This is a genomic window from Cytobacillus pseudoceanisediminis, assembly GCF_023516215.1.
Taxonomy (GTDB): domain Bacteria; phylum Bacillota; class Bacilli; order Bacillales; family Cytobacillaceae; genus Cytobacillus; species Cytobacillus pseudoceanisediminis.
Map to the genome: position 1 here is coordinate 38,084 of NZ_CP097350.1, position 22,312 is coordinate 60,395.

The 22,312-nt window shown below is 34.9% G+C and carries 28 protein-coding genes and 2 pseudogenes; 29 read left to right on the top strand and 1 reads right to left on the bottom strand.

The genetic code is table 11. The features are described from left to right. Positions 1 to 228 precede the first annotated feature (228 nt). The 26 genes and pseudogenes from M5V91_RS28585 (at position 229) to M5V91_RS28710 (ending at position 19,246) form a co-directional block, all read left to right on the top strand. Positions 229 to 564 carry a hypothetical protein gene (locus M5V91_RS28585; RefSeq protein WP_236888099.1) on the top strand — a complete coding sequence of 112 codons (336 nt, stop codon included), beginning with the start codon at positions 229 to 231 and terminating at the stop codon, positions 562 to 564. Between the two features lie 294 nt (positions 565 to 858). After that, positions 859 to 1,389, top strand: a complete 531-nt coding sequence (locus M5V91_RS28590; RefSeq protein ID WP_019379612.1) for a hypothetical protein — start codon at positions 859 to 861, stop codon at positions 1,387 to 1,389. After that, positions 1,389 to 1,808: a hypothetical protein gene (locus M5V91_RS28595; RefSeq protein ID WP_019379611.1), complete on the top strand. Its 420-nt coding sequence runs from the start codon at positions 1,389 to 1,391 to the stop codon at positions 1,806 to 1,808. The genes M5V91_RS28590 and M5V91_RS28595 overlap by 1 nt, the downstream gene beginning before the upstream one ends. 19 nt (positions 1,809 to 1,827) lie before the next feature. Beyond that, positions 1,828 to 2,208, top strand: a complete 381-nt coding sequence (locus M5V91_RS28600) for a hypothetical protein (protein WP_019379610.1) — start codon at positions 1,828 to 1,830, stop codon at positions 2,206 to 2,208. Positions 2,209 to 2,490: 282 nt separating this feature from the next. Continuing rightward, the gene (locus tag M5V91_RS28605; protein WP_284522369.1) at positions 2,491 to 3,132 is read left to right on the top strand and encodes a hypothetical protein; all 642 of its coding nucleotides are present in this window, start codon (positions 2,491 to 2,493) and stop codon (positions 3,130 to 3,132) included. A 47-nt stretch (positions 3,133 to 3,179) separates the two neighbouring features. Then, the gene (locus tag M5V91_RS28610; protein ID WP_019379608.1) at positions 3,180 to 3,362 is read left to right on the top strand and encodes a hypothetical protein; all 183 of its coding nucleotides are present in this window, start codon (positions 3,180 to 3,182) and stop codon (positions 3,360 to 3,362) included. A 117-nt stretch (positions 3,363 to 3,479) separates the two neighbouring features. Continuing rightward, on the top strand, positions 3,480 to 5,453 hold the full coding sequence (locus M5V91_RS28615) for an adenine nucleotide alpha hydrolase family protein (protein WP_251264859.1): 1,974 nt from the start codon (positions 3,480 to 3,482) through the stop codon (positions 5,451 to 5,453). 191 nt (positions 5,454 to 5,644) lie between these two features. Continuing rightward, complete coding sequence (locus tag M5V91_RS28620; RefSeq protein ID WP_019379606.1) at positions 5,645 to 6,097, top strand: hypothetical protein; 453 nt, start codon at positions 5,645 to 5,647, stop codon at positions 6,095 to 6,097. 156 nt (positions 6,098 to 6,253) lie between these two features. Continuing rightward, complete coding sequence (locus tag M5V91_RS28625) at positions 6,254 to 6,445, top strand: hypothetical protein (protein ID WP_019379605.1); 192 nt, start codon at positions 6,254 to 6,256, stop codon at positions 6,443 to 6,445. A 33-nt stretch (positions 6,446 to 6,478) separates the two neighbouring features. Next, entirely contained in the window at positions 6,479 to 6,793 is a 315-nt protein-coding gene (locus M5V91_RS28630) for a hypothetical protein (protein WP_019379604.1), read from the top strand. After that, a pseudogene (locus M5V91_RS28635) lies at positions 6,784 to 7,158 on the top strand (carboxyvinyltransferase); the annotation flags it as partial. The gene M5V91_RS28630 and the pseudogene M5V91_RS28635, both read left to right, overlap by 10 nt. Positions 7,159 to 7,247: 89 nt before the next feature. After that, positions 7,248 to 7,922: an AlkZ-related protein gene (locus tag M5V91_RS28640; RefSeq protein ID WP_019379602.1), complete on the top strand. Its 675-nt coding sequence runs from the start codon at positions 7,248 to 7,250 to the stop codon at positions 7,920 to 7,922. 27 nt (positions 7,923 to 7,949) lie between these two features. Continuing rightward, positions 7,950 to 8,216 carry a VOC family protein gene (locus M5V91_RS28645; protein ID WP_019379601.1) on the top strand — a complete coding sequence of 89 codons (267 nt, stop codon included), beginning with the start codon at positions 7,950 to 7,952 and terminating at the stop codon, positions 8,214 to 8,216. A 471-nt stretch (positions 8,217 to 8,687) separates the two neighbouring features. Continuing rightward, positions 8,688 to 9,401: an endonuclease/exonuclease/phosphatase family protein gene (locus tag M5V91_RS28650; protein WP_019379600.1), complete on the top strand. Its 714-nt coding sequence runs from the start codon at positions 8,688 to 8,690 to the stop codon at positions 9,399 to 9,401. A gap of 251 nt (positions 9,402 to 9,652) precedes the next feature. Then, entirely contained in the window at positions 9,653 to 10,003 is a 351-nt protein-coding gene (locus tag M5V91_RS28655; RefSeq protein WP_019379599.1) for a DUF6018 family natural product bioysynthesis protein, read from the top strand. A gap of 44 nt (positions 10,004 to 10,047) precedes the next feature. Further along, complete coding sequence (gene radC / locus M5V91_RS28660; RefSeq protein WP_019379598.1) at positions 10,048 to 10,704, top strand: RadC family protein; 657 nt, start codon at positions 10,048 to 10,050, stop codon at positions 10,702 to 10,704. After that, entirely contained in the window at positions 10,704 to 11,117 is a 414-nt protein-coding gene (locus tag M5V91_RS28665) for a single-stranded DNA-binding protein (RefSeq protein WP_019379597.1), read from the top strand. The genes radC and M5V91_RS28665 overlap by 1 nt, the downstream gene beginning before the upstream one ends. Before the next feature lie 76 nt (positions 11,118 to 11,193). Further along, positions 11,194 to 11,469, top strand: a complete 276-nt coding sequence (locus M5V91_RS28670; protein WP_009336504.1) for a hypothetical protein — start codon at positions 11,194 to 11,196, stop codon at positions 11,467 to 11,469. A 68-nt stretch (positions 11,470 to 11,537) separates the two neighbouring features. After that, the gene (locus M5V91_RS28675) at positions 11,538 to 11,867 is read left to right on the top strand and encodes a hypothetical protein (RefSeq protein ID WP_019379596.1); all 330 of its coding nucleotides are present in this window, start codon (positions 11,538 to 11,540) and stop codon (positions 11,865 to 11,867) included. Further along, a complete protein-coding gene (locus M5V91_RS28680) occupies positions 11,848 to 12,144 on the top strand; it encodes a DUF6094 domain-containing protein (protein ID WP_019379595.1) in 297 nt (98 codons plus the stop codon). The genes M5V91_RS28675 and M5V91_RS28680 overlap by 20 nt, the downstream gene beginning before the upstream one ends. 681 nt (positions 12,145 to 12,825) lie before the next feature. After that, the gene (gene ltrA, locus M5V91_RS28685) at positions 12,826 to 14,589 is read left to right on the top strand and encodes a group II intron reverse transcriptase/maturase (RefSeq protein ID WP_311316068.1); all 1,764 of its coding nucleotides are present in this window, start codon (positions 12,826 to 12,828) and stop codon (positions 14,587 to 14,589) included. Positions 14,590 to 14,775: 186 nt separating this feature from the next. Then, positions 14,776 to 15,525 (top strand): DUF6094 domain-containing protein, encoded by a 750-nt coding sequence (locus M5V91_RS28690; RefSeq protein ID WP_019379594.1) that lies wholly within the window; start codon positions 14,776 to 14,778, stop codon positions 15,523 to 15,525. Positions 15,526 to 15,593: 68 nt separating this feature from the next. Further along, positions 15,594 to 15,794, top strand: a complete 201-nt coding sequence (locus M5V91_RS28695) for a hypothetical protein (RefSeq protein WP_019379593.1) — start codon at positions 15,594 to 15,596, stop codon at positions 15,792 to 15,794. A 26-nt stretch (positions 15,795 to 15,820) separates the two neighbouring features. Continuing rightward, positions 15,821 to 16,135 carry a hypothetical protein gene (locus M5V91_RS28700; RefSeq protein ID WP_019379592.1) on the top strand — a complete coding sequence of 105 codons (315 nt, stop codon included), beginning with the start codon at positions 15,821 to 15,823 and terminating at the stop codon, positions 16,133 to 16,135. Between the two features lie 80 nt (positions 16,136 to 16,215). Further along, on the top strand, positions 16,216 to 17,634 hold the full coding sequence (locus tag M5V91_RS28705; RefSeq protein ID WP_019379591.1) for a DNA cytosine methyltransferase: 1,419 nt from the start codon (positions 16,216 to 16,218) through the stop codon (positions 17,632 to 17,634). A 1,045-nt stretch (positions 17,635 to 18,679) separates the two neighbouring features. Beyond that, a complete protein-coding gene (locus tag M5V91_RS28710) occupies positions 18,680 to 19,246 on the top strand; it encodes a hypothetical protein (protein ID WP_019379589.1) in 567 nt (188 codons plus the stop codon). Between the two features lie 285 nt (positions 19,247 to 19,531). On the opposite strand, the gene M5V91_RS28715 is transcribed toward M5V91_RS28710, so the two are convergent. Continuing rightward, on the bottom strand, positions 19,532 to 19,963 hold the full coding sequence (locus M5V91_RS28715) for a hypothetical protein (protein WP_019379588.1): 432 nt from the start codon (positions 19,961 to 19,963) through the stop codon (positions 19,532 to 19,534). Positions 19,964 to 20,142: 179 nt separating this feature from the next. Between M5V91_RS28715 and M5V91_RS28720 the strand changes: the two are divergent. From M5V91_RS28720 to M5V91_RS28730, 3 genes and pseudogenes are all read left to right on the top strand, one after another. Next, positions 20,143 to 20,675 (top strand): annotated as a pseudogene (locus M5V91_RS28720) (RsfA family transcriptional regulator). Between the two features lie 448 nt (positions 20,676 to 21,123). Then, on the top strand, positions 21,124 to 21,612 hold the full coding sequence (locus M5V91_RS28725) for a helix-turn-helix domain-containing protein (protein ID WP_284522370.1): 489 nt from the start codon (positions 21,124 to 21,126) through the stop codon (positions 21,610 to 21,612). Further along, positions 21,590 to 22,123 carry a DnaA N-terminal domain-containing protein gene (locus M5V91_RS28730; protein ID WP_284522371.1) on the top strand — a complete coding sequence of 178 codons (534 nt, stop codon included), beginning with the start codon at positions 21,590 to 21,592 and terminating at the stop codon, positions 22,121 to 22,123. The genes M5V91_RS28725 and M5V91_RS28730 overlap by 23 nt, the downstream gene beginning before the upstream one ends. Positions 22,124 to 22,312: the final 189 nt, after the last annotated feature.

Genomic DNA, 22,312 nt, shown 5'->3' on the forward strand with positions numbered 1-22,312 from the left:
TTGAATTTTATGGAACCTTATATTATTAGGGGGAATAATTAGCTTAAGATAAAGTAGAGTATCATCAGGTTTATCCTACTGATCATTTAAAAAACCAGATAAATCAATTGGAAAATAACCACTGATAGCAACTGTTTTTAAATTTGTACTCTAATTTATTGTGAAAAAATACAATTAAACCTACATTCATCTTGTAAATTAAAACTAAGAAAATCTATAGTTAAAGGGATGATAGAATTGAAACAAGAAGTCATTTTAAATGTACTGTTTTATATAAAGAGAACAATTTTTAGAAATGAAGAAAATAATAACCTTATTGAACTCATTTATATAACAAAAGAGGAAAAAGAAATAAAGAACGGTATTTCTCTTACTACTCCTGAAATTATGACATCGTATATTAATGAATTTAATGAACAAAATCTAACAGGGTTAAATTTGTCTTATGAGGAAGGTGTAGAGCAACAAGTATACATTACAAAAGAAGAAGCTGAGTACTTACTGGAGATTTCTGCAGATGAACAAAAGTTTGTAGAAGCTTGTCATAACATTTTAAAAGCTTGAACTAGGATGGTGAGAAATGGTAAAATCAAACTATAGTTTTTATTGATTTTGTCATTTTATTGCAACCATTTTTAGGTTAGCAGGTCCTTATATAAAACATATGCGTCCTTTGGGATGATCTAGAAAACACTATTTTTGTGTTTATTTTAGAACATTCTAAAGGGCGTTTTTTTGCGTTTTAGAGGGGGCCCATTAGAATCATTAAAACTATAAAGTAAAAACTTTATGGAAGGGTTGTGTTGTTAATGTTTACAACAAAGGCTAATTTTTTCTGGCGAAATGGAGGAGAGTTTTATGTTTAAGTTAACATGCTTTGCTCCGATTGAGCCTGAACAGTTAGGAAAAGCTTTAAAGGGTATCCACTTCAATCAGGTGAGAAATGGATTTGAATGGGCTATTGATGGTTCAACTTTTCGTATTGAGCCATTTGAAAACCAGCCTAGAACTTCGCTAAAAGGGTATCGAATTACATTTAATTGTGATTTATCTGGAGGGTTGTATTTATTTGATCTATCTTTAGGATGCCTCGGTGCATATGTAACAGGGATTGAATTTATACTTGAACATCCATCAATGTTCCATGCTAATTGGATGAAAGAAATGCGTAAAAGGCCATCCTTTAAAATGATAGATCCAAGAGGGCTATTTTTCAAAAATGGAATTAACATTGTTCTAGTAAATGACTCAGTGACAATTAAAATGCATAGCAGAAAAAATAAAAAACTAATATTGGCGGATTGTATAAAACAGATTGATCTTATTCGGGAAGAACTGCAGCCGAATGATTTCAATCTGTTTTCGTTTCAAAGGGAGGATATCGCATAATGGTTGAGTTTTACACTAAAGATGCAACGCAGTTTATTGTTACTTCTGATAAAATCTATCGAAATGGTGAAGTCGTAATTCAGGGCAATATTCATATTCATCATCTCATATTAAATGAGCCAGCGTGGATTGATGTTCAGCAAGGAGAAGATAAACCACCCATTTTTCTTAAACTTGATAAAGTATCTGCTGTATTACCTAGCCAGGAATTCTTTAACGGGGATAGGTGCCATCGGAATGCTTACCAGGTTTCCTTCTATGTTCATAAAACAGAGGGTTGGGTCATGGAAAAGGAAGTATTATCAGCTGTTAATGATATGCATGTACGCCAAATTTTAAAGGCTAAACATGGTAGAGACATTCGTTCAGTTTCTTCTGAGCTTTTACAATCTGATACTGAACTTTCAATTACTTATTAACCTGAAGGGGGATAAAAAAATGGAGTCAATTATTTATAGAGTTTTACTAAGCGGCCATAAGTTTGCTAAGGATGTAATTGTGAATGAGGATAATCTTTGTAGCTTTCTTCATACGATACGAAATTGTCCATTAGTTGTAGTTATGGGACCTGAAAATACTATATTTCTACGCATAGAACATGGAAACATTATTGGAGAGGAAAAGATCAAAAACCAACTGCAGGAGATTGAACATGCAGAACAAGCGGGAAACTGGAGACCTTTATCTCTGTATCAAATCTCTTACTATTGTATACTCCATGAAACCGTTTACTTGTATGCAGAAAACCGGGAACAAGCCAAGAAAGATTTCTTAACTTGGTCAATTTTTGAACCAGAGGTCATTGTTTTAGTGGCTTAATCTTAACTCCATACTCCCTTTCTAGTGGGGAACTTATTCTCAGGTTCCCAATACTAGATAAGGGAACCCTAATGGAGTGAAAGAAATGAGTAGAATACCAGCTGAAACATTAATGGAAAAATTCATTGAGGATGGACACTACCCGGAGTTAAAAAAACTGAGGGGACGTTAAAAACCCTTACTAATTCCATTAAAACAGCTTTGGAATCTTCAGAATCCAAGCGACATGTATTTGAGAAATGGAACCTGGTAGGAAGGTTTACTGCCAAAAAGATTTATAACGTGGATTACATAGGCCTAAATGAATATCTATATGATGTTGGTTTATTGCTTCAAGTAACAGAAATCGATAACAAAGCGATAAAAACCAATGAATTGTATCACGATATGATTCAAGATTTTCGTTTGCCAGAAACATTCTATGTTAAGCCAAACTTCAATAAAGCAGGCAAGGAACTGATAAAAAGCAAATTCGAAATTCCGGATCACTGGGGCATTAACGAAGCAGCACAGCATATAGGACAGCTGAAACCGAGAGCGAAGGAATTAGCGCAGCAATATGAGGGGCTAAAATCAAAATTGGTCCATTTAATAGAAAAGGACCAGCAAAAATCCATAAAGCAACCCATTTCTCATAAGTATGGCAGTATTTCATTAGTAGCAAACCAACCTAAATACGACATATCTGCAATATATGATTATTTAGGCGAGTGGCTGCTAATTGAATATGGTAAGCCAAACTCTAAGCTATTAGAACATTATATTTTGAATGGGATGCTTTCTGAAAGAGATATCGAACCTTTTAAAACTGTTAAGGATATTCGGCTGGATTTTTCCGTAATGACCTTAGAAGATGAAGAAAAGTTCCTAACTATGAAGGACATAAAAAAGCAAATATCAGCGGCCAATAGAGTCGGTGCATAGGTGAAAATTATTTCTTATGAGGTTTTCTAACTAACGGAGGGAAAAGGATGGTTTATAATAAAACAGCTTTTATTGCAACTCTTCCAACCAAGATACAAGAGGATACATTTAAATGTTTGGAGTCTACAGGTATTTCTACTGAAGATATTCAAAATGCGATGGATTCTAGACTATGTGACTTAGAAGAATTAATAAATGTAAAGAGGTATTGGACAAGTAGATTCAACTAAAATGATGAGAATCATGAAAATTTGGATAGAATACTAAATATTTTATTGGGGTGAAAATCCTCTGCTAAACTAGTATTAGCAGGGGTTTCCCCTTTTACTATTAGCAGAGGATTGTTTATGACAATTAACGTGATTAAAAAACAATCTGATAATAACTTTATGGAATGGATACTTGATCCAGAATCTAAGCTAAAACAATTCCAAGACATAAAAACTCTTATGAAAAATGAATATCTTAATGACCCTTATGATTGGGTGGTTGCATTCTCCTCCGGTAAAGATTCGACTTTAGTTTTAAAACTTGTTTGGGAAATGTTATCTGAATTGACTCAAGATCAACGGCACAAGAAGATACATGTCATTTCATCTGATACTACTGTAGAAACAAACAAGTTAACATCCTTTCTTCATAAATCACTTAAAATGATAGCTGTTAATGGCGCGGAATTGGGTATCGAAGTCCATCTGGTGAAGCCTCGTCTCATCCAGAGGTATTTCAGACACGTAATAGGATTGGGAGTAATTCCACCCGCTCCTGGTAAAGGTTTTCAATGGTGTACTGATCGATTAAAAATAGCTCCTCTAAACTCCAAAATGACTGAGATTCTAAAGCAACAGCCAGTAATTATACCAGAACCCGAGTATAACCATAGATTAACTCTACTCCTCGGTGTTCGTTTAGATGAGAGCATAAAAAGAGCTGCTAGTATCAAGAGACATACATCAAATGATTTCTTTGGGGAGCATGATTATATACCCAATGCGAGAGTATTCCATGCTGTGAGAGATATTAGCACCGATGACACCTGGAATTTTCTTAGGTATAAAAGTAAAGAACTACCATGGGGAATGCCTATTGAAAAATTGGAAGCAATGTATGGGGGCTCCAATATTAAAGAGTGTCCAGTGATCCGCAGCAAAAAAGAATTGAACAAATCATGTGGAAATACACGCACGGGTTGCTGGGTCTGCCTATTAGGTGGCCGAAAAGATAAAATGTTACAGGAATTAATCGATGGTGGAGATGAATCCGTTACTTATTTGGCAGATTGGAAAGAATTTCTTTTCGATGTAACGTTCGATTGTAGATACAAGGATCCCATAAAAGGAATTAAGGAGATTGAAAAAAGAGTTCAAAAGCATTCAAATAAGGGATTCTTAGATAATCCTGCCCTGTGGCATGAAGATGAGTTTAATCGTTATATCGACGATTATAAAGCATATGAGCGAGCTACAAAAGGAAATGAAAAAGGAGAGTATGATCCTGGTAAATTCTCTTTTGAAATGCGCCGTATGTTGCTCGAAAAGTTATTTTATGCTCAGGAAATGGCCGGCTACAAACTGATATCTGATAAAGAAGTACTTTTGATTATTCAGGAGTGGTCCAATGAAGGTTATAATGTGGCCCTGGAAGAACTTAAGCCTATAAACCACCATTATGATGGGGCAGTAGTGCTAAAAAGAGACTGGACCATAAATGAAAAGGAAACGACCAATAAAAACGCTATTTTCTTTGTGGAGGTCCCATTAAATATGCCCGCTAGTGAATTAGCGGTATATCACAAGGAACGTCAACGTTTAACAGGTAAAAGCATTTTTTGTTTTTACAGTCATGCTGATTATAGCCATGCTAAGATGGTTTATAATAAAGCGACTTTCTTGGTTTGTAAAAAGGACATTTTAACACTAGAGGAAGCTACATCATATGTTTATGAATGGCTTTATCTAGAAGGTCATATTACAATCGGTATGGATGGCAAGTCCTTTACAAAAATGACAAAAGAAGCTAAGAATGCTGCATTAAAGCATCTAATGATTGACACTCTTGGGGGAGCAATTAAGAGCCTGGATGAAAGGATAGGGTCTTTGAAAAATCAATCTGTAAACCTTAAGACTCTTTCGGATGAGGAAATAGCTAAATTATCAAGAAGATGGTCCTTGCTTCAAAAGTGGATAAGAATAGAAAAAGAAAATCACATTGAACAAAATGAGAAAATAAATAATAAATTAACTGTAAACAATAAAAAAGTAGAGTATGACTATAATAGTGTTTACCTTACAAAAGATGGTCAACTTGTATTTACATTTTAAAACGAGGACTTTGTCTTCGTTTTTTTTGAGGGAAAACCTTTTGCTGTGCACAGATAATAATGTCGCTTAATTTATAATATAGTCATTCAAAAAGTAATAAGTTGTTTAATAATCCTTATTCCACAAACGGGGCAGGTTTGTTTAAAAAGGATATAGAATAAATAATAAAGTGATTATGGGGGAGGGATGTTTTGGGTAAGAATTTGGTTTTTCACATACCTACTTATACAAAAATCAATTCTACATTTCCAAAACCAAGGAATGATAATTACGATTATTGGGTGCCATTAATTAATTACTATTTACCAAAGTCAGACACGATTGAAATTCATTGTTGGAATGAAGAAATTGAGATTATTAGAGAAATTAAATGTCTTAACATAAATATGCTTGAAATGCAGGATGAAAAAATAACAATATTCAAGGCGAAGAAAATCTGTACCCTTTCAGATTATTTATTGAATAAAAATTTGGATCAAAACGACAACTTCAAGTGGTTTACAGTTAATTTAATATACGATGGAGTGACTGTGTTTCATTTAGGTCATTGGGGAACAGAATTCTTTGTACCAAATGCAAAGGAAAGGGACATTTTACTTATCAAAAATGTAATTCCTCCGGAATCAAATTTGCACAAATACTAAAATAGTTAGCTGCCAAATGGCGGCTTTTTTGTTCAATAAACGGGGCGATTAGCAAAAAAAGACTAATACCCCTTCTAGTTTCTGGGATATTCCAAAACTTTTAAATTTTATATTCGTAGTTTATTATGCCTTTCTATCTGAGATTGGAGGTTTCAAATGAGAAGAAGCTATAAAATATATGCATATGTAGTTTTATTAATCATTGCAGTTTTAGCTGTCTTTGATAGTTTAAATAGTTCAAATGCTGCGGAAGATGTCCGAACGGAAAAGGATGCGTTAGTTCAGAAAGTTACAAGACTAGAAAAAGAAAATGAAAATAAGTCTAATTTGTTCAATGAGGTAAGATAGGAAAAGAAGTCCTTAGAAGAAAACCTTTCTCAATTGGAAGAAGAAGTTGAAACTTTAAGATCTGCTATTGAATATAAAGAGTTTATTGCCGCTTTAAGTACGATTGAATCCTACAAGGCTTCACAATCATTTCAGGAAGCAACTAAATTTATGGCTTTTAAGATGGGCAAGGTTACTTTACAACAGACAAAGCAGGGAACTGCCCTTGTGGTTTTGGCTTTAATGGCAAAGGGTTTGAATGGATACCAAATGCTGTTCTGGATCTTAAGGAATTCAGAATTGAAAAGGATAAAGTGTACCTTACCTACAATACGGTTGAAGATATCAAAACCATTGAAATCTCTATGAGGGAGATGTCTGATCAGACATTAACATTGGCAGCAATTGCTCCATTCGCAGATGGTCCAATAACCATTAAAGATGTTGAACATATACGTCATCATGAATCGAATCGAATTAGTGTAATATGCGAATCACTTTCTAGGTTAGGAATTAAAGTGGAGGAATTTAAAGATGGACTAAAAGTTTATCCAGGTAACCCGAAACCAACTTTACTAAATACGCATGATGATCATAGAGTTGCAATGTCATTAGCACTTATCGGTTCAAGAGTTGATGGGATACAAATAAATGATCCAGGATGTGTTTCTAAAACTTGTCCTCAGTATTTTGCTTTGTTGGAAAGCTTAGGTTTAAACATAATTCAACATTAAATAATATCCGATGGCGATACTTCAGAAGAGGAAGGGAAATATTGGTGTAAGGTAGAAATAATAATATATAAATAAAAGGAGATTTTTTAATGGTCAATTATAATGTGAGAACTTATGAGGAAGCAATAAACGTAATTAAGGAGCTTGGTATACTGCCCCTTGCACCAATAATTCCTGGGTTTCCTTCTCTAAATACAATTACTCTAGAAAAGTATTGGCATTCAGATACAGAGTTCGACCCTTGGACCTGGAGGACAAAATTTTCTGCTGATGGGGTTGCAGGATATGGTAAATTCATTAAGAAAAAATCAGTATTGATTTCCCTTGAGTTTCTTCCATATATTAAAAGGATTCTAGGTCATTCTGAGCCCGTTGAGGAAAGGTACGATAACGGCAACATAACTAAAGAAGCATTTGACATATACAAAATAATTAGCCAAGAGGAAGGAATAGATACAAGGGCATTAAGGAAAAAAGCAGGGCTGAAGGATAGAGACAAAAAAAGGCTTTTTGATAATGCAATGTTGGAACTGCAAGGGTCAATGGATATTGTGATTTCAGGCATACAGGATAAAGTAAATGAAGATGGTGAAAAAAATGGATGGAGTAGTACTGCTTTTGAGACCTATGACTCCTGGGCAATGAGAAATAGTGTTGAAAACATAATTAAAGATAGAGAAGAAGCAAAGAAATTCCTTATATCTCATTTTAAATATTTATGTAGTAACGAATCTCTAAAAAGCCTTGAAAAAATATTTGCGTAAGTTTATAAGAAATGGTGTGATTTAATTATGGAGCTTACACACACAAGAATTTTAGTAGACAATTACAGGGAATGTTTCTTATTTTATAGAGATGTTTTAGGATTTGAAGTATCGTGGGGAGATGAAGAATCCTTGTATGCAGATTTTAAGTTCAGTGGTTGTACATTAGGACTATTTGAAAGGAAACAAATGCTTGAAGCTATTGGTACAGAAAAAGATCCTCTTATACATAAGTATGATAGAGCAGCATTGGTTTTTCAGGTAGATAATGTTGAAGAGAAATATGAAAACTAAAAAGAAAAAGTTGAATTCATAACTAAACCTACGGCACAAGAAGGATGGGGAATTAAAGTAGCTCACTTTAGAGATCCTGATGGAACACTTATTGAAATATATGAGAGTTTGAAATAAATAAGTACGATGCTTAAAAAGGCATCGGCTTTTTCTTTTTCTCCAAGGATTTTGTGATACTATTCACTTAAACAATAGGGTGCGTTAGTTGTACAAGAATGAAACAACTTTAATATCCTTTTAAACAACAATATTCTATTAAATCACTTCAATTTTAACAACTATTAGAGCCTTATTACATATCAAATGTAGTGAGGCTCTTGTTTATTAAAGCGAAAGTAAAAACTTTATTATCGTTCTACATTTGCTCTTGGGTATTTAAAGGAATTTATGTGTTCTTATCGAAAGTATGAAACCAGGATCCAAATAAATATTCGTACTTAAATACTATAAAACTTATATAGGAGTATCTAGATGAAACTAATTGTTTGGAATGCTGCAATGCGTTTTAGAGATAAATTGGAACACTTAAAATCATATCAAGCAGATATTTTAATTATTCCAGAATCCGAATCTCCGGAAAAATGGGGACAAACTAAACTTCAGGACGTTAATCAATTTCTTTGGTTTGGTGAGAAAGTTAATAAAGGGATTGGTATATTTACATTAAATGAACATTATAAAATTGAACTTCATCCTTTACATAACAAGGATTTCCGCTATATTATTCCGTTGTTGGTAACTGGAAAACGGAATTTTATTCTCTTTGCGGTATGGTCACAAAATACAAAAGCAAAATTTGAAAGTTACATTGGTCAAATATATTTAGCCCTAAAATATTATGACACTTTGTTGAAGGAACCCTGTGTTATTGCTGGGGATTGGAATAGCAATAAGAACTTTGATCATATCAGGAGGGTTGGTACGCACACGGATGTTGTCAATCTATTGAAAAGTAAGGGTATAACTAGTACATACCATCATTTTTATAACGAAGAGCATGGTGTTGAGTCACAGCCTACCCACTATTTTCGAAAAGAATATGCAAGACCATTTCATATCGACTATATTTTTACTTCTAAAGATATACTATCATCGCTAAATAAAATGGAAGTAGGGAAACATGAAAATTGGATTAAATTAAGTGATCATATGCCTTTGTTAACGGATTTTAACGGTATCCAATAGCCAATAGACTCATATGGGCTCCATAAATATATATTGCCTATAAATCCAAATAATAGTAAAATAAATTTGTAACATTTTATTATTTTATTATTTTTTAGCAACCAATCTTTGGTTAGCAGGCTATGTTTATTAAACGTATGCGTTCTTTGGAACGATTCTTTTACACATTTTTTATGTGCTTATTAGAGTCATTCTGGAGGGCGCTTTTTTGCGTTTTAATAAAAAAATATACCAGAAAGGTGGAAAAGAAAATGGCTGTTACAATGTCACAGTTATTAGGAAAACCAGGAGATGTTATTGAGGATTGTAGAAAGGAAATCAGGCTTTTACCCTCAAATGACAGGTATCGCATTTCTGCAGAGATACTTCTTAGAAATGGAGAGCGTCGCTATTTTCGAGCAAAGTCTATTGATAGGAAGTCTGCTACACAAGAGGTACTCTTGTTTATTGCAGCTGTCGAGAATGCAACTGGGGAAACAGTAATGTGGAGATTAAAGGGAGAGAAAACTTATCATATGAGCACTAATTATGAGGTAAGCCCTTCTTTTATTCAGCGCACCAAAAAAGCCATTCTAGGGTACTTCTTCGACATCGAAGAGTAAGAGGCAATTAGTTTAAGAAAGCATTTAAGAGACTTTAAGAAAGGTTGTTGGAAACATTGAAAAATCATTTTGCAATTGCGAAAGAGGAGCTAGGCTTTTATGGTTTTGAAAATACTTCTCTACAAAATTTGTTAGCAGTATTAATTGGACCAAAAGCAAATCCAGTTGTAACCGGCCAGTTGTCTTCATTAGGAGTAAAAAGGCTCTCTTCCTTATCTAAAGAAGAGTTACTCCAATATGAAGGTATTGGCGAAACAACTGCGGATCGAATTATTGCCTGTATTGGACTTGCTGGTCTACTCAACAAATTTAAGTTTGAGGAATGCTATATTGTCAGAAGTCCAGAAGACGCTGCTAAATATATGGCTGATATGTCTACACTAGATCAAGAACATTTTGAGGTGCTTTTTCTTAACTCAAAAAATGTGGTTATTGGGCGTAAGACAATATTTAAAGGCTCTTTAAATGCAAGTATCGTACACCCTAGAGAAATCTTTCGTGAGGCAGTAAAACTCAGCGCAGCATCAATAATAGCTGGTCATAACCATCCCAGCGGAGACCCGTATCCTTCAAGGGAAGATATCGAAGTCACCAAAAGATTATCTGAGGCAGGGAAGCTAGTGGGGATCGATTTATTAGATCACATTATTATTGGTCATCACGGTAATTTTACTTCATTAAAAGAAAAGGGGTATTGTTAATGAATAGCCTTAACCTAGTGGGGCGACTTACAAAAAAGCCTATTATTAAAGGTGATGAACAGAAAGTTTGCCTATTCACATTAGCTGTTAATCGTAATTATACAAACCAAAACGGTGAACGTGAAGCTGATTTTATTCAGATAAAAACGTTTAAAAAGACTGCTAACAATTGTTATAAATACCTGGACAAGGGTAGTTTAGTTAGTGTTACTGCTTCTATTCGTACTGGATCTTATATGAAAGACAATAAGAAGATTTATACTATGGAAGTTGTAGCAGAAGATGTACGTTTTCTCGATACAAAGAAAAGTATCAATGAAAATAGTAATGGAGATCATCATCAATATAACCAATCCCATGATGACGACCCGTTCCCTGGTAGCGTTGAAACCCATGAGGAATGGCCATTTTAAGATTGGAGAGAATAAAGCGTTCGTTCCTTTGTGAATGAGCGCTTTTCCTTTTTAAAAAAGAATTTGGAGGCATAGAATGAAAAAATATCGTGTACTAGATGAGTCTAATATATTTTCTGCTAGTGCTGAGGAGATACGAGAATACCTAGAAGTAAGTTTTGGAGAAAAGTTTGGATTTCTTCCTATGTTTCAGGAATCGGAAGATGAAGGTTATTTAGAAATTTACCTCCATACTGATACTTATGAAATTTTGGAGGATCAGGAGCTTACTAAACTCGAAGAAATGGATATCACGGAGTCTGACTCCTTAAAAGCCATTTGTTCAATCTTAGGGCTTCGGATTGAAAATTAATAGATCTCCAAAATGAAGAAAGGGTTTTGTGTTTCCCTTTCTTTTTTAATTATGAAGGAGGAATTCTTTTGAATCTGCCAGATTGTTATCTCGATTCAGCAGTGACCGAACCGTTTTTTAAAAAGGCCAAGGAGTACATTCCCTTTTTAGCTTACTTCGCGATTCAAAGTGCGTTTGCAGAGAAAGATAAGATGTTCAAAGTGGTTGCTTTGACCCACCTACGGAATCATTACAAAAAAGGTGAGGTATCAAGGGACCAACTCAATGAGCTTATAGAATACTTAGATACTTTTCGCGATCCTTATCAGGACTTTTACGAAAAGGCTGGATTTCGGACTTGGACAGATACTAAGAATAATATTTTAGGAGGATTATTAAATGAGTCATGTAGGAAATAAAATTAGGGCTGGCTTCTTTGCCACTCCTGAACGACAAGGTGAGTATTTCACTCAGTTATTAGAAGTTGAAGGGAGCGGAGTGTGGCTAGATCCCACATGCGGTGAAGGTGAAATCCTTAAACAACTATCAGCTGCCTTTCAGAAAGAGGATTGTAGGATTACTACATACGGTGTGGAGTTGGATAAGGGAAGAGCGGATAAAGCAAAATCTGTATTAGACCATACAATTAATGCACCTATTGAATCTATGGTCATTGTGCGAGGCGTTCTTCAATAACTAGAGCAAATCTAGGAAAAGAAGGGGCTATTCGTAATAAAGAATAGTTACAACTGAATTAATGATAAAGAGGAATGAAAGCCTTCATGTTGAGCTGAAACTCTTTCCCTAAGACTCCTGCATGCATCTACTAATAGTGAATCAGAGATGTGTGAAGCCAGGCGAAGTCGGCTGAAATCACCCTAAGTTCTTTGAATATGGATGATGATAAGTCGGGGGGCTACAAAATAAATATGGTGAGAATGTTCTAAAATGAACTGACGAACTGGCGAATGAACGGGTCTACATGATAGGAATACGAAAGTATTCTGCTCGCTACAGCGAGGTGAGTGTCGGCTAGTAAGCAAATGACTATGAAAACCGATATATCCAACCATGAGGATATTACGCTCACAGGCTCAGAGTCAGCACCTAAGTTTATATGTATAGCTAATTAATTCGGAACGTCGTAAGCGATAAACTTCTATATAACAGTCACTACTGGGAAGGTTGCTATAAGATACCTTGTATCGAAATGCATTCGTTGTCGTGAAAGTAGGGCCACAGTACCTATGAAATTATGGAAACATAGTGGAGGGATAGGCCCAAGTCTAGGATAGAACTAAAATCTGGTTTAATAGATGAGCTGCATCGGTCGAGTATGAATGTGGGGACAACTCAAAGAAAGGTGGAGTTGCCACAGTGCAGACGAGATTGCGACAGTGGGAGTATTACGGACTAACACCGACCTTTTCTGAGTTATATGAGAAAAGTAAGAACGGTGAAAAGTTTAATAAACTTTACGAGATAATTACCAGTCGAGACAACATCCTTTTAGCATATAGAACTATCAAGTCAAATTCAGGGTCTAAAACTCCAGGAACTGACGGAATTACGATAGACAGCTATAAACTAAAATCCCAAGAGGAACTAATCACTCTTATCCAAGAGCAGTTAGTGGATTATAAACCTAAAGCGGTCAGAAGAGTCTATATTCCCAAACCCAATGGAGACAAACGTCCATTAGGAATTCCTAGCATGATTGAACGGATTATTCAACAGATGTTTAAGCAAGTCCTTGAGCCAATTTGTGAAGCGAAATTCTACTCACACAGCTATGGTTTCAGACCTTTAAGAAGTACATCCCATGCAAAATCCCGTTGCGATTCATTAATCAACAAGGCTGAACTACACTTTGTTGTAGACGTAGATATTAAAGGCTTCTTTGATAACGTAAATCACCGCAGGTTAATGAAGCAAATATGGAGTATAGGCATACAGGATAGAAAAGTCCTAGCAATAATCTCAAAAATGTTAAAAGCCCCCATTAAAGGTCTTGGTATTCCTACAAAAGGAACACCACAGGGAGGTATCCTGTCACCACTTCTGTCTAACATAGTCTTACATGACTTAGATGTATGGATCTCGAATCAATGGGAGAACTACCCATCGAAATTTTCTTACAAAAGACAAGGTGATAAGGTAGCCGCCTTAAAACGTACCAATTTAAAGGAAGGTTACATTGTGAGATATGCTGACGACTTTAAAATCTTTGCAAGAAACCATAAAGTTGCACTCAAATGGTTTCACGCGGTTAAAGATTACTTAAAGGAAAGGCTCAAATTAGACATCAACCCGGATAAATCCAAAGTAGTTAATCTCCGAAAAAGAAGCACCGATTTCTTAGGTTTCACTCTAAAAGCAACCCCAAAGGGTAGCAGTTACTTTTCAAAAAGTAATATAAAGAGTGAAAAGAAGGAGCAAATTTTGAGACGTGCGAGAAAGCATATCTTGAATATTCGCAAAAACCCTTCCCGAGAAAACCTTATGAATTGGAACAGCTTCATTCTAGGAATCCATAACTACTTTAAATATGCAACTCATGTTAGTAACGACTTTACCGACCTGTCCCACAGATTATCCCGACTGATATACAATAGGTTCTCAAAAGTTGGAAAGCGGGTTTACACAAGTAATGCACCACCAACATACAAAAAATTCTATGGCTGGTCCAGATACAGAGCATGGGAAATAAATGGTATTTACCTTTATCCTATGCAAGCTATTAAGACCAGAACAAACCTGAATTTCTCACAGGAGCTAACACCATTCACGGAAAAAGGGAGATTGCTAATTTCTAAGAAATTGAAGCCCGAAATCATGGGTGAAATTCTTAAATTGATGAAATCCCATATCCCTGAGGGTACAGCGGAATACCTAGACAACCGTGTTTCACGATATTCAATGCAAATGGGTTGTTGTGATATTACAGGAGAATTTTTATATGCGGATGATGTTCATTGTCACCATTTTACCCCTAGAAAAGAAGGAGGTAATGATTCCTTTGACAATCTGAGAATCATCCATAAAAACGTGCATAGACTGATTCACGCTTCTGACGAAGACACTATTGGGCCGATACCTTATGTTACTAAATCTGAAGGCAAGGCAAATTCAGAAAGTTAACCAATATCGCAAGGCTTGTAATCTAAAACCAATTAGATTCTAAACTAGGTGGAACGCCGTATGAGGTGAAAATCTCACGTACGGTGTGGAGCGGGGAAAAGGTGGAGATAGCATCAAAACCTTACCTATCGCTATCAAAATGAAGCTGTATCATTTTTATACTTAAATCCCCCATACGATTTCACAATGAAAGGGATAGATGATGAATCAGCTGACAGAAAAGAGTGGACTGAGCTTTACAGAAACACCAAATATCTTAAGGAACAAGGTCTCATAATGTATGTGATTCCTTCTTATCGTTATTCCGATAAGCGGATCGCTAGGTTTTTGGCCACACATTTTTATAATGTAGGCATGATGAGATTTTCGGATGATGATTATGATGATTTCCGTCAATGTATATTTATCGGTAATAAAAAGACAGGTAAGCATAAGGAATTTAATCAAAAGCTGTTTGACTTCCTTATTCAAATGGAATCTGATGAATTTGTGATGGAAAATGTTACACCGGTAGACCGCTTCGTTGCTGCCAATAAAAAGTGGAGTGTTCCTTCAGGAGTAGAAAAATTAAGGACATTCTATACCAAGTTAGCAAATAAATCAGATTTTGTTGAAGGGATTCGAAACAGTAAAGGGTTTCAGGCCTTTAAAAACCGTTCTAAACCACGCCAGCTAGAGATTGGCGGTAACCCTATTCTACCCTTAAATGTTGGCCAACTGGCTCTCCTACTAGCCTCTGGAGCCGTTAATGGAGAAATTGGAGAGGGAGATAATTATCACCTTGTACAGGGGCTAGAGCTTGTGAAAAAAATTCCGAATGAGGAAAAGAAAGTGCACGATAATGGCAGTGTAACGACGATTACAAAAATTCGTACGCGACGTGAAGTCAGCGTTAAGGTAATCACGCCTCAGGGGAAAATTTTGAAGCTCGTTTAGAGACACTGAACCAAAAACCTTCTGAAAGACTGAACCTAAAGATCAACCTTTTTTTGGGAGGAAAGAATATGGATACCCATAACGAAATAGTATTCATGGAAGAGCAAATGAAGAAGCTCGTAGCAAAGGATGCACTACTAAAATTAGTGTATAAAGATATGACAATCAATAGGAATCATTCAAGTGAAGATGCATTAAAAATCATATTTAATGGCTATGTACTTGATGATCCGATCATGGAGGAAGAATATCGTAAAGCCTCCAAGTAAGTAATCTTTAAATTAGGGGAAAAAGTATGTTAAAAAATAGTGCTAACCAATTACCTTCTAACACAGAAAAAGTTGTAAAAGAATTAATAGATATTTACTGGTCAGATATCTATAACTCTCAAGTGATTGAGGAAACTATTGAGGCCGCTGCCAACTTACCTATACCCCAAACTATACAGAAATTTATAAACTCTATGGATAGTATAGTTAAGTCAGAAATTAAGGTATCTCCTTTGTACGTTATTGAACCATATGGAGATGCATTGGAAAAATTAAACCCTGGTTATTATTCTGAAAAACGTAGAGTTTTTTATCAAGAGGATATGGACTCTATCATCTAAATACAGGAATAAAGGCAAGGTTCTTTTGTTGGAACCTTGCCTTTTTATTACAGGGATAATTTAAACTGGAGGGATAACAAATGAATTTAAAGTTAAAGAAAGTATATACCGTATCAAAAAAAGGGAAGCCAGAGAAACCTCGACTTTTCCTTCAACATCTTGTATGTGAAGCTGCCGGTTTTAAGGTGAAAGGTGAAGTGTATATTAAAATAAATGAGTTAACTGAAGAGGTAGTATTGCAAAATTTTCCGTTTGAAGATGGAGAAGATGTTCATACTGTTCATGTGGCTTGTAGAAAGAGCAAGATAAGCGGAAAAGAACGGCCTCTAGTTGATACTGCCGGAGATAAATATTGTTCTTTTCTTGATATTAATCAAAAAATAGAAGTTAATGTTTATAAACAAGGCAATAAAGGACAGGTAATTATACGTCCCCTTGAATATAAGTTATTTGAAAACAGCACAATACCAACTCCGAGAAACGAGCGGATCAAATTATTATCTATTTGTGCAGGAGCTGGTGTGGGAACTAGTGTTTTGGAGGATACAGGATATTTTTCCGCTGTTCAAGAGATAGAATTAGAGGATGATTCGGCTGAAGTATTACTCCATAACTTCCCTAATTCGACGGTTTTCTGTGGTGATCTTCGTGATTGTCAAGATTTAGCCGAAGTCGATATGGCATTCATTACAGCGCCATGCAGCGAACATAGTAGTTTAGGCTTCCAAGAGGGTAATGTAATGAACGATTTAGTCCTTGCAACTGCAAAGATCATTCAATCCTCAAAAGCTGAAGTTTTATTCTTTGAAAATGTTCCTCAATACTATAAAAGTAATGCCTGGGAATCGCTAAAAAACCTATTAAAGGACGATTATCCATTCTGGGGTCAAAAAGAACTGGAAGCATGGGATTTAGGATCCCTTGCCACAAGGAAAAGGACGTATGCTGTAGCATTTAAAGATGAAAAGAGATTCCTGTCATTTGACTTCCCAGTTGCTCCTAAACTCAGAAGGAAAAAATTAAAAGATTTTCTTGACCGCTCAAGTGTGCAGCATGAATGGAAGAGTGTAAGAAAATTTATGGATTCTTTTAACAGTCGTGAAGCCTGGAAGGATAGAAGCTTGGATCTAACTTTTGTTGGTAAGGATGCAGAAAGGATACAATGCATTCCGAAACGGTATACAAGTCAGTGTGCTTCAAATAGTCATGTTTTAAGTGACAATGGTGAGAATTTCCGATTTCTTTCAATTGATGAAATAAAGAGAATAATGGGGATTCCGGACCATTTTACTTTCACGGAAAATATACAAAAAATAAGAAAGTATGAAATGCTTGGTCAAAGTGTTGATGGAAGGGTTATTAAAGCCATCGCGAATCGGCTAGCATATACTTTTATGAAAGTTAAAACTAAAGCTTCAACTGCTACTGAAACATTAAAGAAGCATGTTCAGAGCTACAGTGTTAGTAATTGTGGTCAGCTTGAACTTTTGCTCTCCTAGTTTAGGAGGGCTTTTTTGTTTCCATTCTCATAAAAATTCCCACTCAATAACAAAAAAGCCACTAGTAATTAGGAAAGTATAAGAGGAGTCTATTATTTATGTTCAAATGACAGTACAGCTACAATCAAAGTTGGAGTATTTGCAAATAAATTAATTTGTTAAATGCTACCAATGGTTAAATGTGATGTAAGATGCATTGTAATTTATTACCTTAGGAAGTAAAATTAAAAGTGAATTTGGAAAAAAGTTAAAGTAACTCAATGCGCAAGGAAATAATAATAAAAAGTAGGTGTTTTAGTATGAAAGTGATAAGCAAGTTATTGGTAGTTTTTTTCTTAACATTTATATTCGTAGGAAACAGTACTATAGCCAAAGAAAATAATTTTGAGGAAATACAAAAAAAATACCTAACGCTACTGAAGTATTAACTGATGAGAATCTAACTAAAGCAGAAGTTGAAGAACTGGAAGAACTCTCAAGAAAAATCGAAAAAGATATGGCAGCTAACCCTGATAAGGTTATGTATGCAACTCCAGTGGATGATAACTAAATTCATCCCGCGATCTGCATCATCGATGCCTTAATTATTGCTGGTTTGACCAATTCCTCAGAGGAAATGTTAGGTCCTGAAATTAAAGATGAAATCTGAAGACCTTTGTTTTTAATAATCTCCGAAAAACACGTTCTTACGAGAGGTAGGGGCGTTTTTTCTTGTTCAATTAACAATTGGTTATGTTCAAGATCAGCTGCCGAATCAGGCAGCTTTTCTCATTGAGCTAAAGTGGCAGGATTTCTGCAATACAGGAACCCGTACATGATAAAATGCAAAAGCTTATAATTTTTATAATTCAAATTACAAAAAATCACAGGACACTATGTGAATTTTGGTAAAATTTGAATAATTTGGGTATATTTGAGTGATTTATATAACGTTGATTTTATCTATTGTAAATTATTACCACTGAGAGTATGATATTAAGTGAATCGCGATTCGAAGTTAATGTCTCATTTTGAAAGAAACTATTTATAAGTAGGTGTTTTAGTTATGAAAGCTATAAGTAAAGTACTGTTAGTTCTCTCCTTTGCTTTTTTATTCGTAGGAAGTAGTGCTGCAGCCGAAGAAAATAATTTTGAGAAAATACAAAAAAAATATCCTAATGCTACTGAAGTATTGACTGACGAGAATCTAGCAGAATCAGAAACTAAAGAGCTAGAAGAACTTTCAAAGAAAGTAGAGAAAGATATGGCAGAGAATCCAGATAAGGTTATGTATGCTACTCCAGTGGATGATAACTTAATACAGCCCATGGTAGCATTGCCATATAGTTATACGTTTCGATTTCAATCAGCAAGTCTTCAGGGAAGTTCTTTTACACCTATGAAATATACATTTATTAAAAATAGTATATCTAATAGTTCTCAAGTTCCGGTTACATTTAGTCTCTACACTAGTGATGGAACTTTTGTAGGTAGTAGGATTTATCCTGCTGGCACTACAAGTACTTCTTCTATTAATATCACACGAGGAAAGACCTATAAATTTGTTTTATCAGGAACCTCAGGATGGTGGAAAGAAGGAAGAGGAACCATTACTGAATCATTATATCAATAATTAAAAAATTCTTGGAACCTAGATAAATTATAAACTCCTCCGAATACACATAACAAATTAATTCGGAGGAGTTTATGCTCTTGGGAAATAGTAGGCTGTTAGATAAATGAACTAATTTTAGATCTGAGCACCATATTAAAGCAAATTCGCTTTTGAGGGAGTTTTATTATTAACCGTTACAACTTCAAAAAATAAGTAAGTAACCACACTGAAAAATGTTATAGCCACTTCAATTACGGTCTGAGTTCAGTTAATAAGGGCTAAATTAATGAAAAATTTATAAATTTACTTTAACAGCCTTAATTCGTAAGCTTTATCAATGAAAGGAATTATATCCTCCAAATTATCAACCCATTCTAATCTTATATAAGCCTCCCCAGGAGTGGGCTTTGTACCATCGGTATCCTGGTAGTCCCTCTGCAATAATTCATCAATTTCTTGCTGGATAGAGATTGCAGCTTGGGTATGAAGCTTTTTCCCAAGATGAAGAACTAGACATACATGTCTTGCAGCGGTTAAAGACAAAAATTTAAAGGAGCCTTTTTTACTAATATAACCTATGCAATCCGTTCGTTCGCCTTGCTTATAGCGAGCGTGATAATCCTCAACTTCCTCCCTATATGTACTTTTATTATATAGATACTCATCAACTTCTCTTGCTAGCTCTCTTGCTTTAGTAGTCTTAAAGAGATCGAAAAAATAATCTTTTGTTTTCAAAACATCATACCCCCATTACCTCATAACGTATAGTCTTAATTATACATATGAAACAAGCCTATCGTTTGAATTTTGAACCTAATGATGTTTTTAGCTTTACATCATGCTTTATTGCCTTCTACATTTGTAAATCCATTCATACTTATATTTATATAAGAAATTATTGGGAGGTAAGGGCCGTGACTAAAACAAGACAAGATGCTTGGACCGGGGAAGAGGATGAGCTACTAGCAAATGTAGTACTTTCAAATATTCGAACCGGGGAACACAATTAAAGGCATTTGAGGAGGTAGGTAAGCAACTATCAAGAACCGCTTCTGCCTGTGGCTTTAGGTGGAATGCTTGTGTTAGAAGGCAGTATAAAGAGGAGATTATAAAAGCAAAAACACAACGAAAAGAGTTAACTCCAACTCAGCCAGATAATACTACAAAGAAAATTGGACAGATATTTAGTAGGAGGCCCTCACCCTCTGGAGATATTATTGAACTTCAAGTACTTATCAATAATATTGAATTATTGTATAAGAAAGCTTTTGAAGGAGAGGAACAACATAACCAAGTCGATACGCTAAAAAAACAAGTTCTATTTTTAAAAGAGGAAAACCAAAAATTATCAGCAGAGAAAGATAAACTCGAAAAAGAATATAACAAGCTAAAAGAAATAATAGAATCTTCTACTAGGTTACTTACCTCGGGAGCCCGACTTAAATAGAAACTTAACAATCTCTTCCTCAGGTGTTGAATATTTCCACTAGTCATGTTTTAATTTAGGTACAACAACTGGATATCCAAAGGAAGCCCCCTATCAAACAAGCCGAAATACCTTCGGTTTCTTTGTAGGGGGCTTTTTGTCGTCTATTCGACATTTATCTGGTTAAAAGGCCAAAGTATATTAGAATTACCTGTCTTGTTTTGTTATGATAGAAAATATAGCATCTATAGACATAATAGTGTTAATTCACTATAAAATGGCAAAAAAACCCACCAGAGGCTTTCATTTAATCTCTTCCAGTTTGGCCGCTGAAAGATTAAATGAAATTCAATAGGCGGGATTTCTCATACTTGATAATTTAATTCATATTTTAACAGTTTGAATTACTTATTTCAAGAAGGAATCTCCGTTCAGAGCCTTACGGGTAAATGATTTGGAGGTTTTAATTTTGAAAGATGCTCGTCCTAATCTAAAGGGGGAAAATTATCCTCTTATCTATTACCGTCCTGTCAAAGAAGATCTAAAAATTGAAAAATCCAGGTGGTTAATAGACAAAACAGGTCAATTTAAAGAATTTTTTTATCATGATCCTGTAGTTAATAAAATCCTTTTTAATGAAGAGAAGGTTAAAGAATTTAGCTTAGATGGTTATGGTCAAAACATTGAATTCGAAGATCGGAATTTTACAATCATACATAACTACCTTATTCATTTTTGGCAGCACTTTCTTAAAGCAGATGGTTTGGCACTGTTTATCACACTTAAAAGCTATTGTATTGAGAAAGACTATTGCTGGCCAGCATTAAAGACTCTGCAGCTTCAGTGTTCTTTTGGTTCTGTAAACACTGTTAAAAGCAGGTTAAGTCTTTTAGAAAGATATGGATTTGTATTCAGATTTAACTGCATGTCTGCAGATGAGAAGAAAAAATATGGATGAAACTCCAATTTATAAAGTGAGAAGACGGGTGCCATTTCTTCCGAAGGAATTGTATGAAGAGCTTCCGGAGGAACTAAAGAGAAGGCATGATGACTTTATGGAAAAGTATATGTCTGTTTATAGCCCAGACAACCTTGGAAATGTCGTTAATTATGAAGGGATTTATGAGGACTTTATTGAACAGGGAGAAACGTTCCATAAGCCGGTAAAAAAGAGAAATGCCGCGGTACAAAAACATAAACTAGATATCAAAGAATCAATGACAACTGATGACTTGAATCTTACAAAGCAGGTATTGGAATACATACAAGCTAAAATTTCGAAACCATCTTTCGATACCTGGTTTAAAGATTCTTTATTTAAAAACCGTGATTCCGTGATTACACTTTATGCACAAAATAAATTTGCGGCTAGCTGGATTAATGATAGACATATAGATTTAATTACACAGGCGTTGAATGATTTAAATATTAATTTCTTAGATATCAAAATTATTTCTATTGAAGAGTAGAGGGATCATTTCCTCTACTCTTTTTCTATATAAATATATATATTAAAGTCTTTTTAAAGATTTATATTATTCGGCATCATCTTATGATGGGGGTGGGTCAGGAAATGACGCCCGGAAAATCCGCCTATCATTTCCTGACTGGCTAGGGTGTCATCTCCTGACAGGCGGATTTATTAACAAAATAGAGAT

Bases quoted from the DNA above. Each gene is read 5' to 3' on its own strand.
- M5V91_RS28730 (WP_284522371.1), top strand. From the start codon at position 21,590: ATGAGAAGAAAAAATATGGATGAAACTCCAATTTATAAAGTGAGAAGA.
- M5V91_RS28625 (WP_019379605.1), top strand. From the start codon at position 6,254: ATGAGAAGAAGCTATAAAATATATGCATATGTAGTTTTATTAATCATT.
- M5V91_RS28705 (WP_019379591.1), top strand. From the start codon at position 16,216: ATGAATTTAAAGTTAAAGAAAGTATATACCGTATCAAAAAAAGGGAAG.
- M5V91_RS28710 (WP_019379589.1), top strand. From the start codon at position 18,680: ATGAAAGCTATAAGTAAAGTACTGTTAGTTCTCTCCTTTGCTTTTTTA.
- M5V91_RS28645 (WP_019379601.1), top strand. From the start codon at position 7,950: ATGGAGCTTACACACACAAGAATTTTAGTAGACAATTACAGGGAATGT.
- M5V91_RS28590 (WP_019379612.1), top strand. From the start codon at position 859: ATGTTTAAGTTAACATGCTTTGCTCCGATTGAGCCTGAACAGTTAGGA.
- M5V91_RS28655 (WP_019379599.1), top strand. From the start codon at position 9,653: ATGGCTGTTACAATGTCACAGTTATTAGGAAAACCAGGAGATGTTATT.
- M5V91_RS28650 (WP_019379600.1), top strand. From the start codon at position 8,688: ATGAAACTAATTGTTTGGAATGCTGCAATGCGTTTTAGAGATAAATTG.
- M5V91_RS28640 (WP_019379602.1), top strand. From the start codon at position 7,248: ATGGTCAATTATAATGTGAGAACTTATGAGGAAGCAATAAACGTAATT.
- M5V91_RS28600 (WP_019379610.1), top strand. From the start codon at position 1,828: ATGGAGTCAATTATTTATAGAGTTTTACTAAGCGGCCATAAGTTTGCT.
- M5V91_RS28585 (WP_236888099.1), top strand. From the start codon at position 229: ATGATAGAATTGAAACAAGAAGTCATTTTAAATGTACTGTTTTATATA.
- M5V91_RS28665 (WP_019379597.1), top strand. From the start codon at position 10,704: ATGAATAGCCTTAACCTAGTGGGGCGACTTACAAAAAAGCCTATTATT.
- M5V91_RS28680 (WP_019379595.1), top strand. From the start codon at position 11,848: ATGAGTCATGTAGGAAATAAAATTAGGGCTGGCTTCTTTGCCACTCCT.
- M5V91_RS28595 (WP_019379611.1), top strand. From the start codon at position 1,389: ATGGTTGAGTTTTACACTAAAGATGCAACGCAGTTTATTGTTACTTCT.
- M5V91_RS28700 (WP_019379592.1), top strand. From the start codon at position 15,821: ATGTTAAAAAATAGTGCTAACCAATTACCTTCTAACACAGAAAAAGTT.
- M5V91_RS28690 (WP_019379594.1), top strand. From the start codon at position 14,776: ATGAAAGGGATAGATGATGAATCAGCTGACAGAAAAGAGTGGACTGAG.
- M5V91_RS28670 (WP_009336504.1), top strand. From the start codon at position 11,194: ATGAAAAAATATCGTGTACTAGATGAGTCTAATATATTTTCTGCTAGT.
- M5V91_RS28610 (WP_019379608.1), top strand. From the start codon at position 3,180: ATGGTTTATAATAAAACAGCTTTTATTGCAACTCTTCCAACCAAGATA.
- M5V91_RS28695 (WP_019379593.1), top strand. From the start codon at position 15,594: ATGGATACCCATAACGAAATAGTATTCATGGAAGAGCAAATGAAGAAG.
- M5V91_RS28615 (WP_251264859.1), top strand. From the start codon at position 3,480: ATGACAATTAACGTGATTAAAAAACAATCTGATAATAACTTTATGGAA.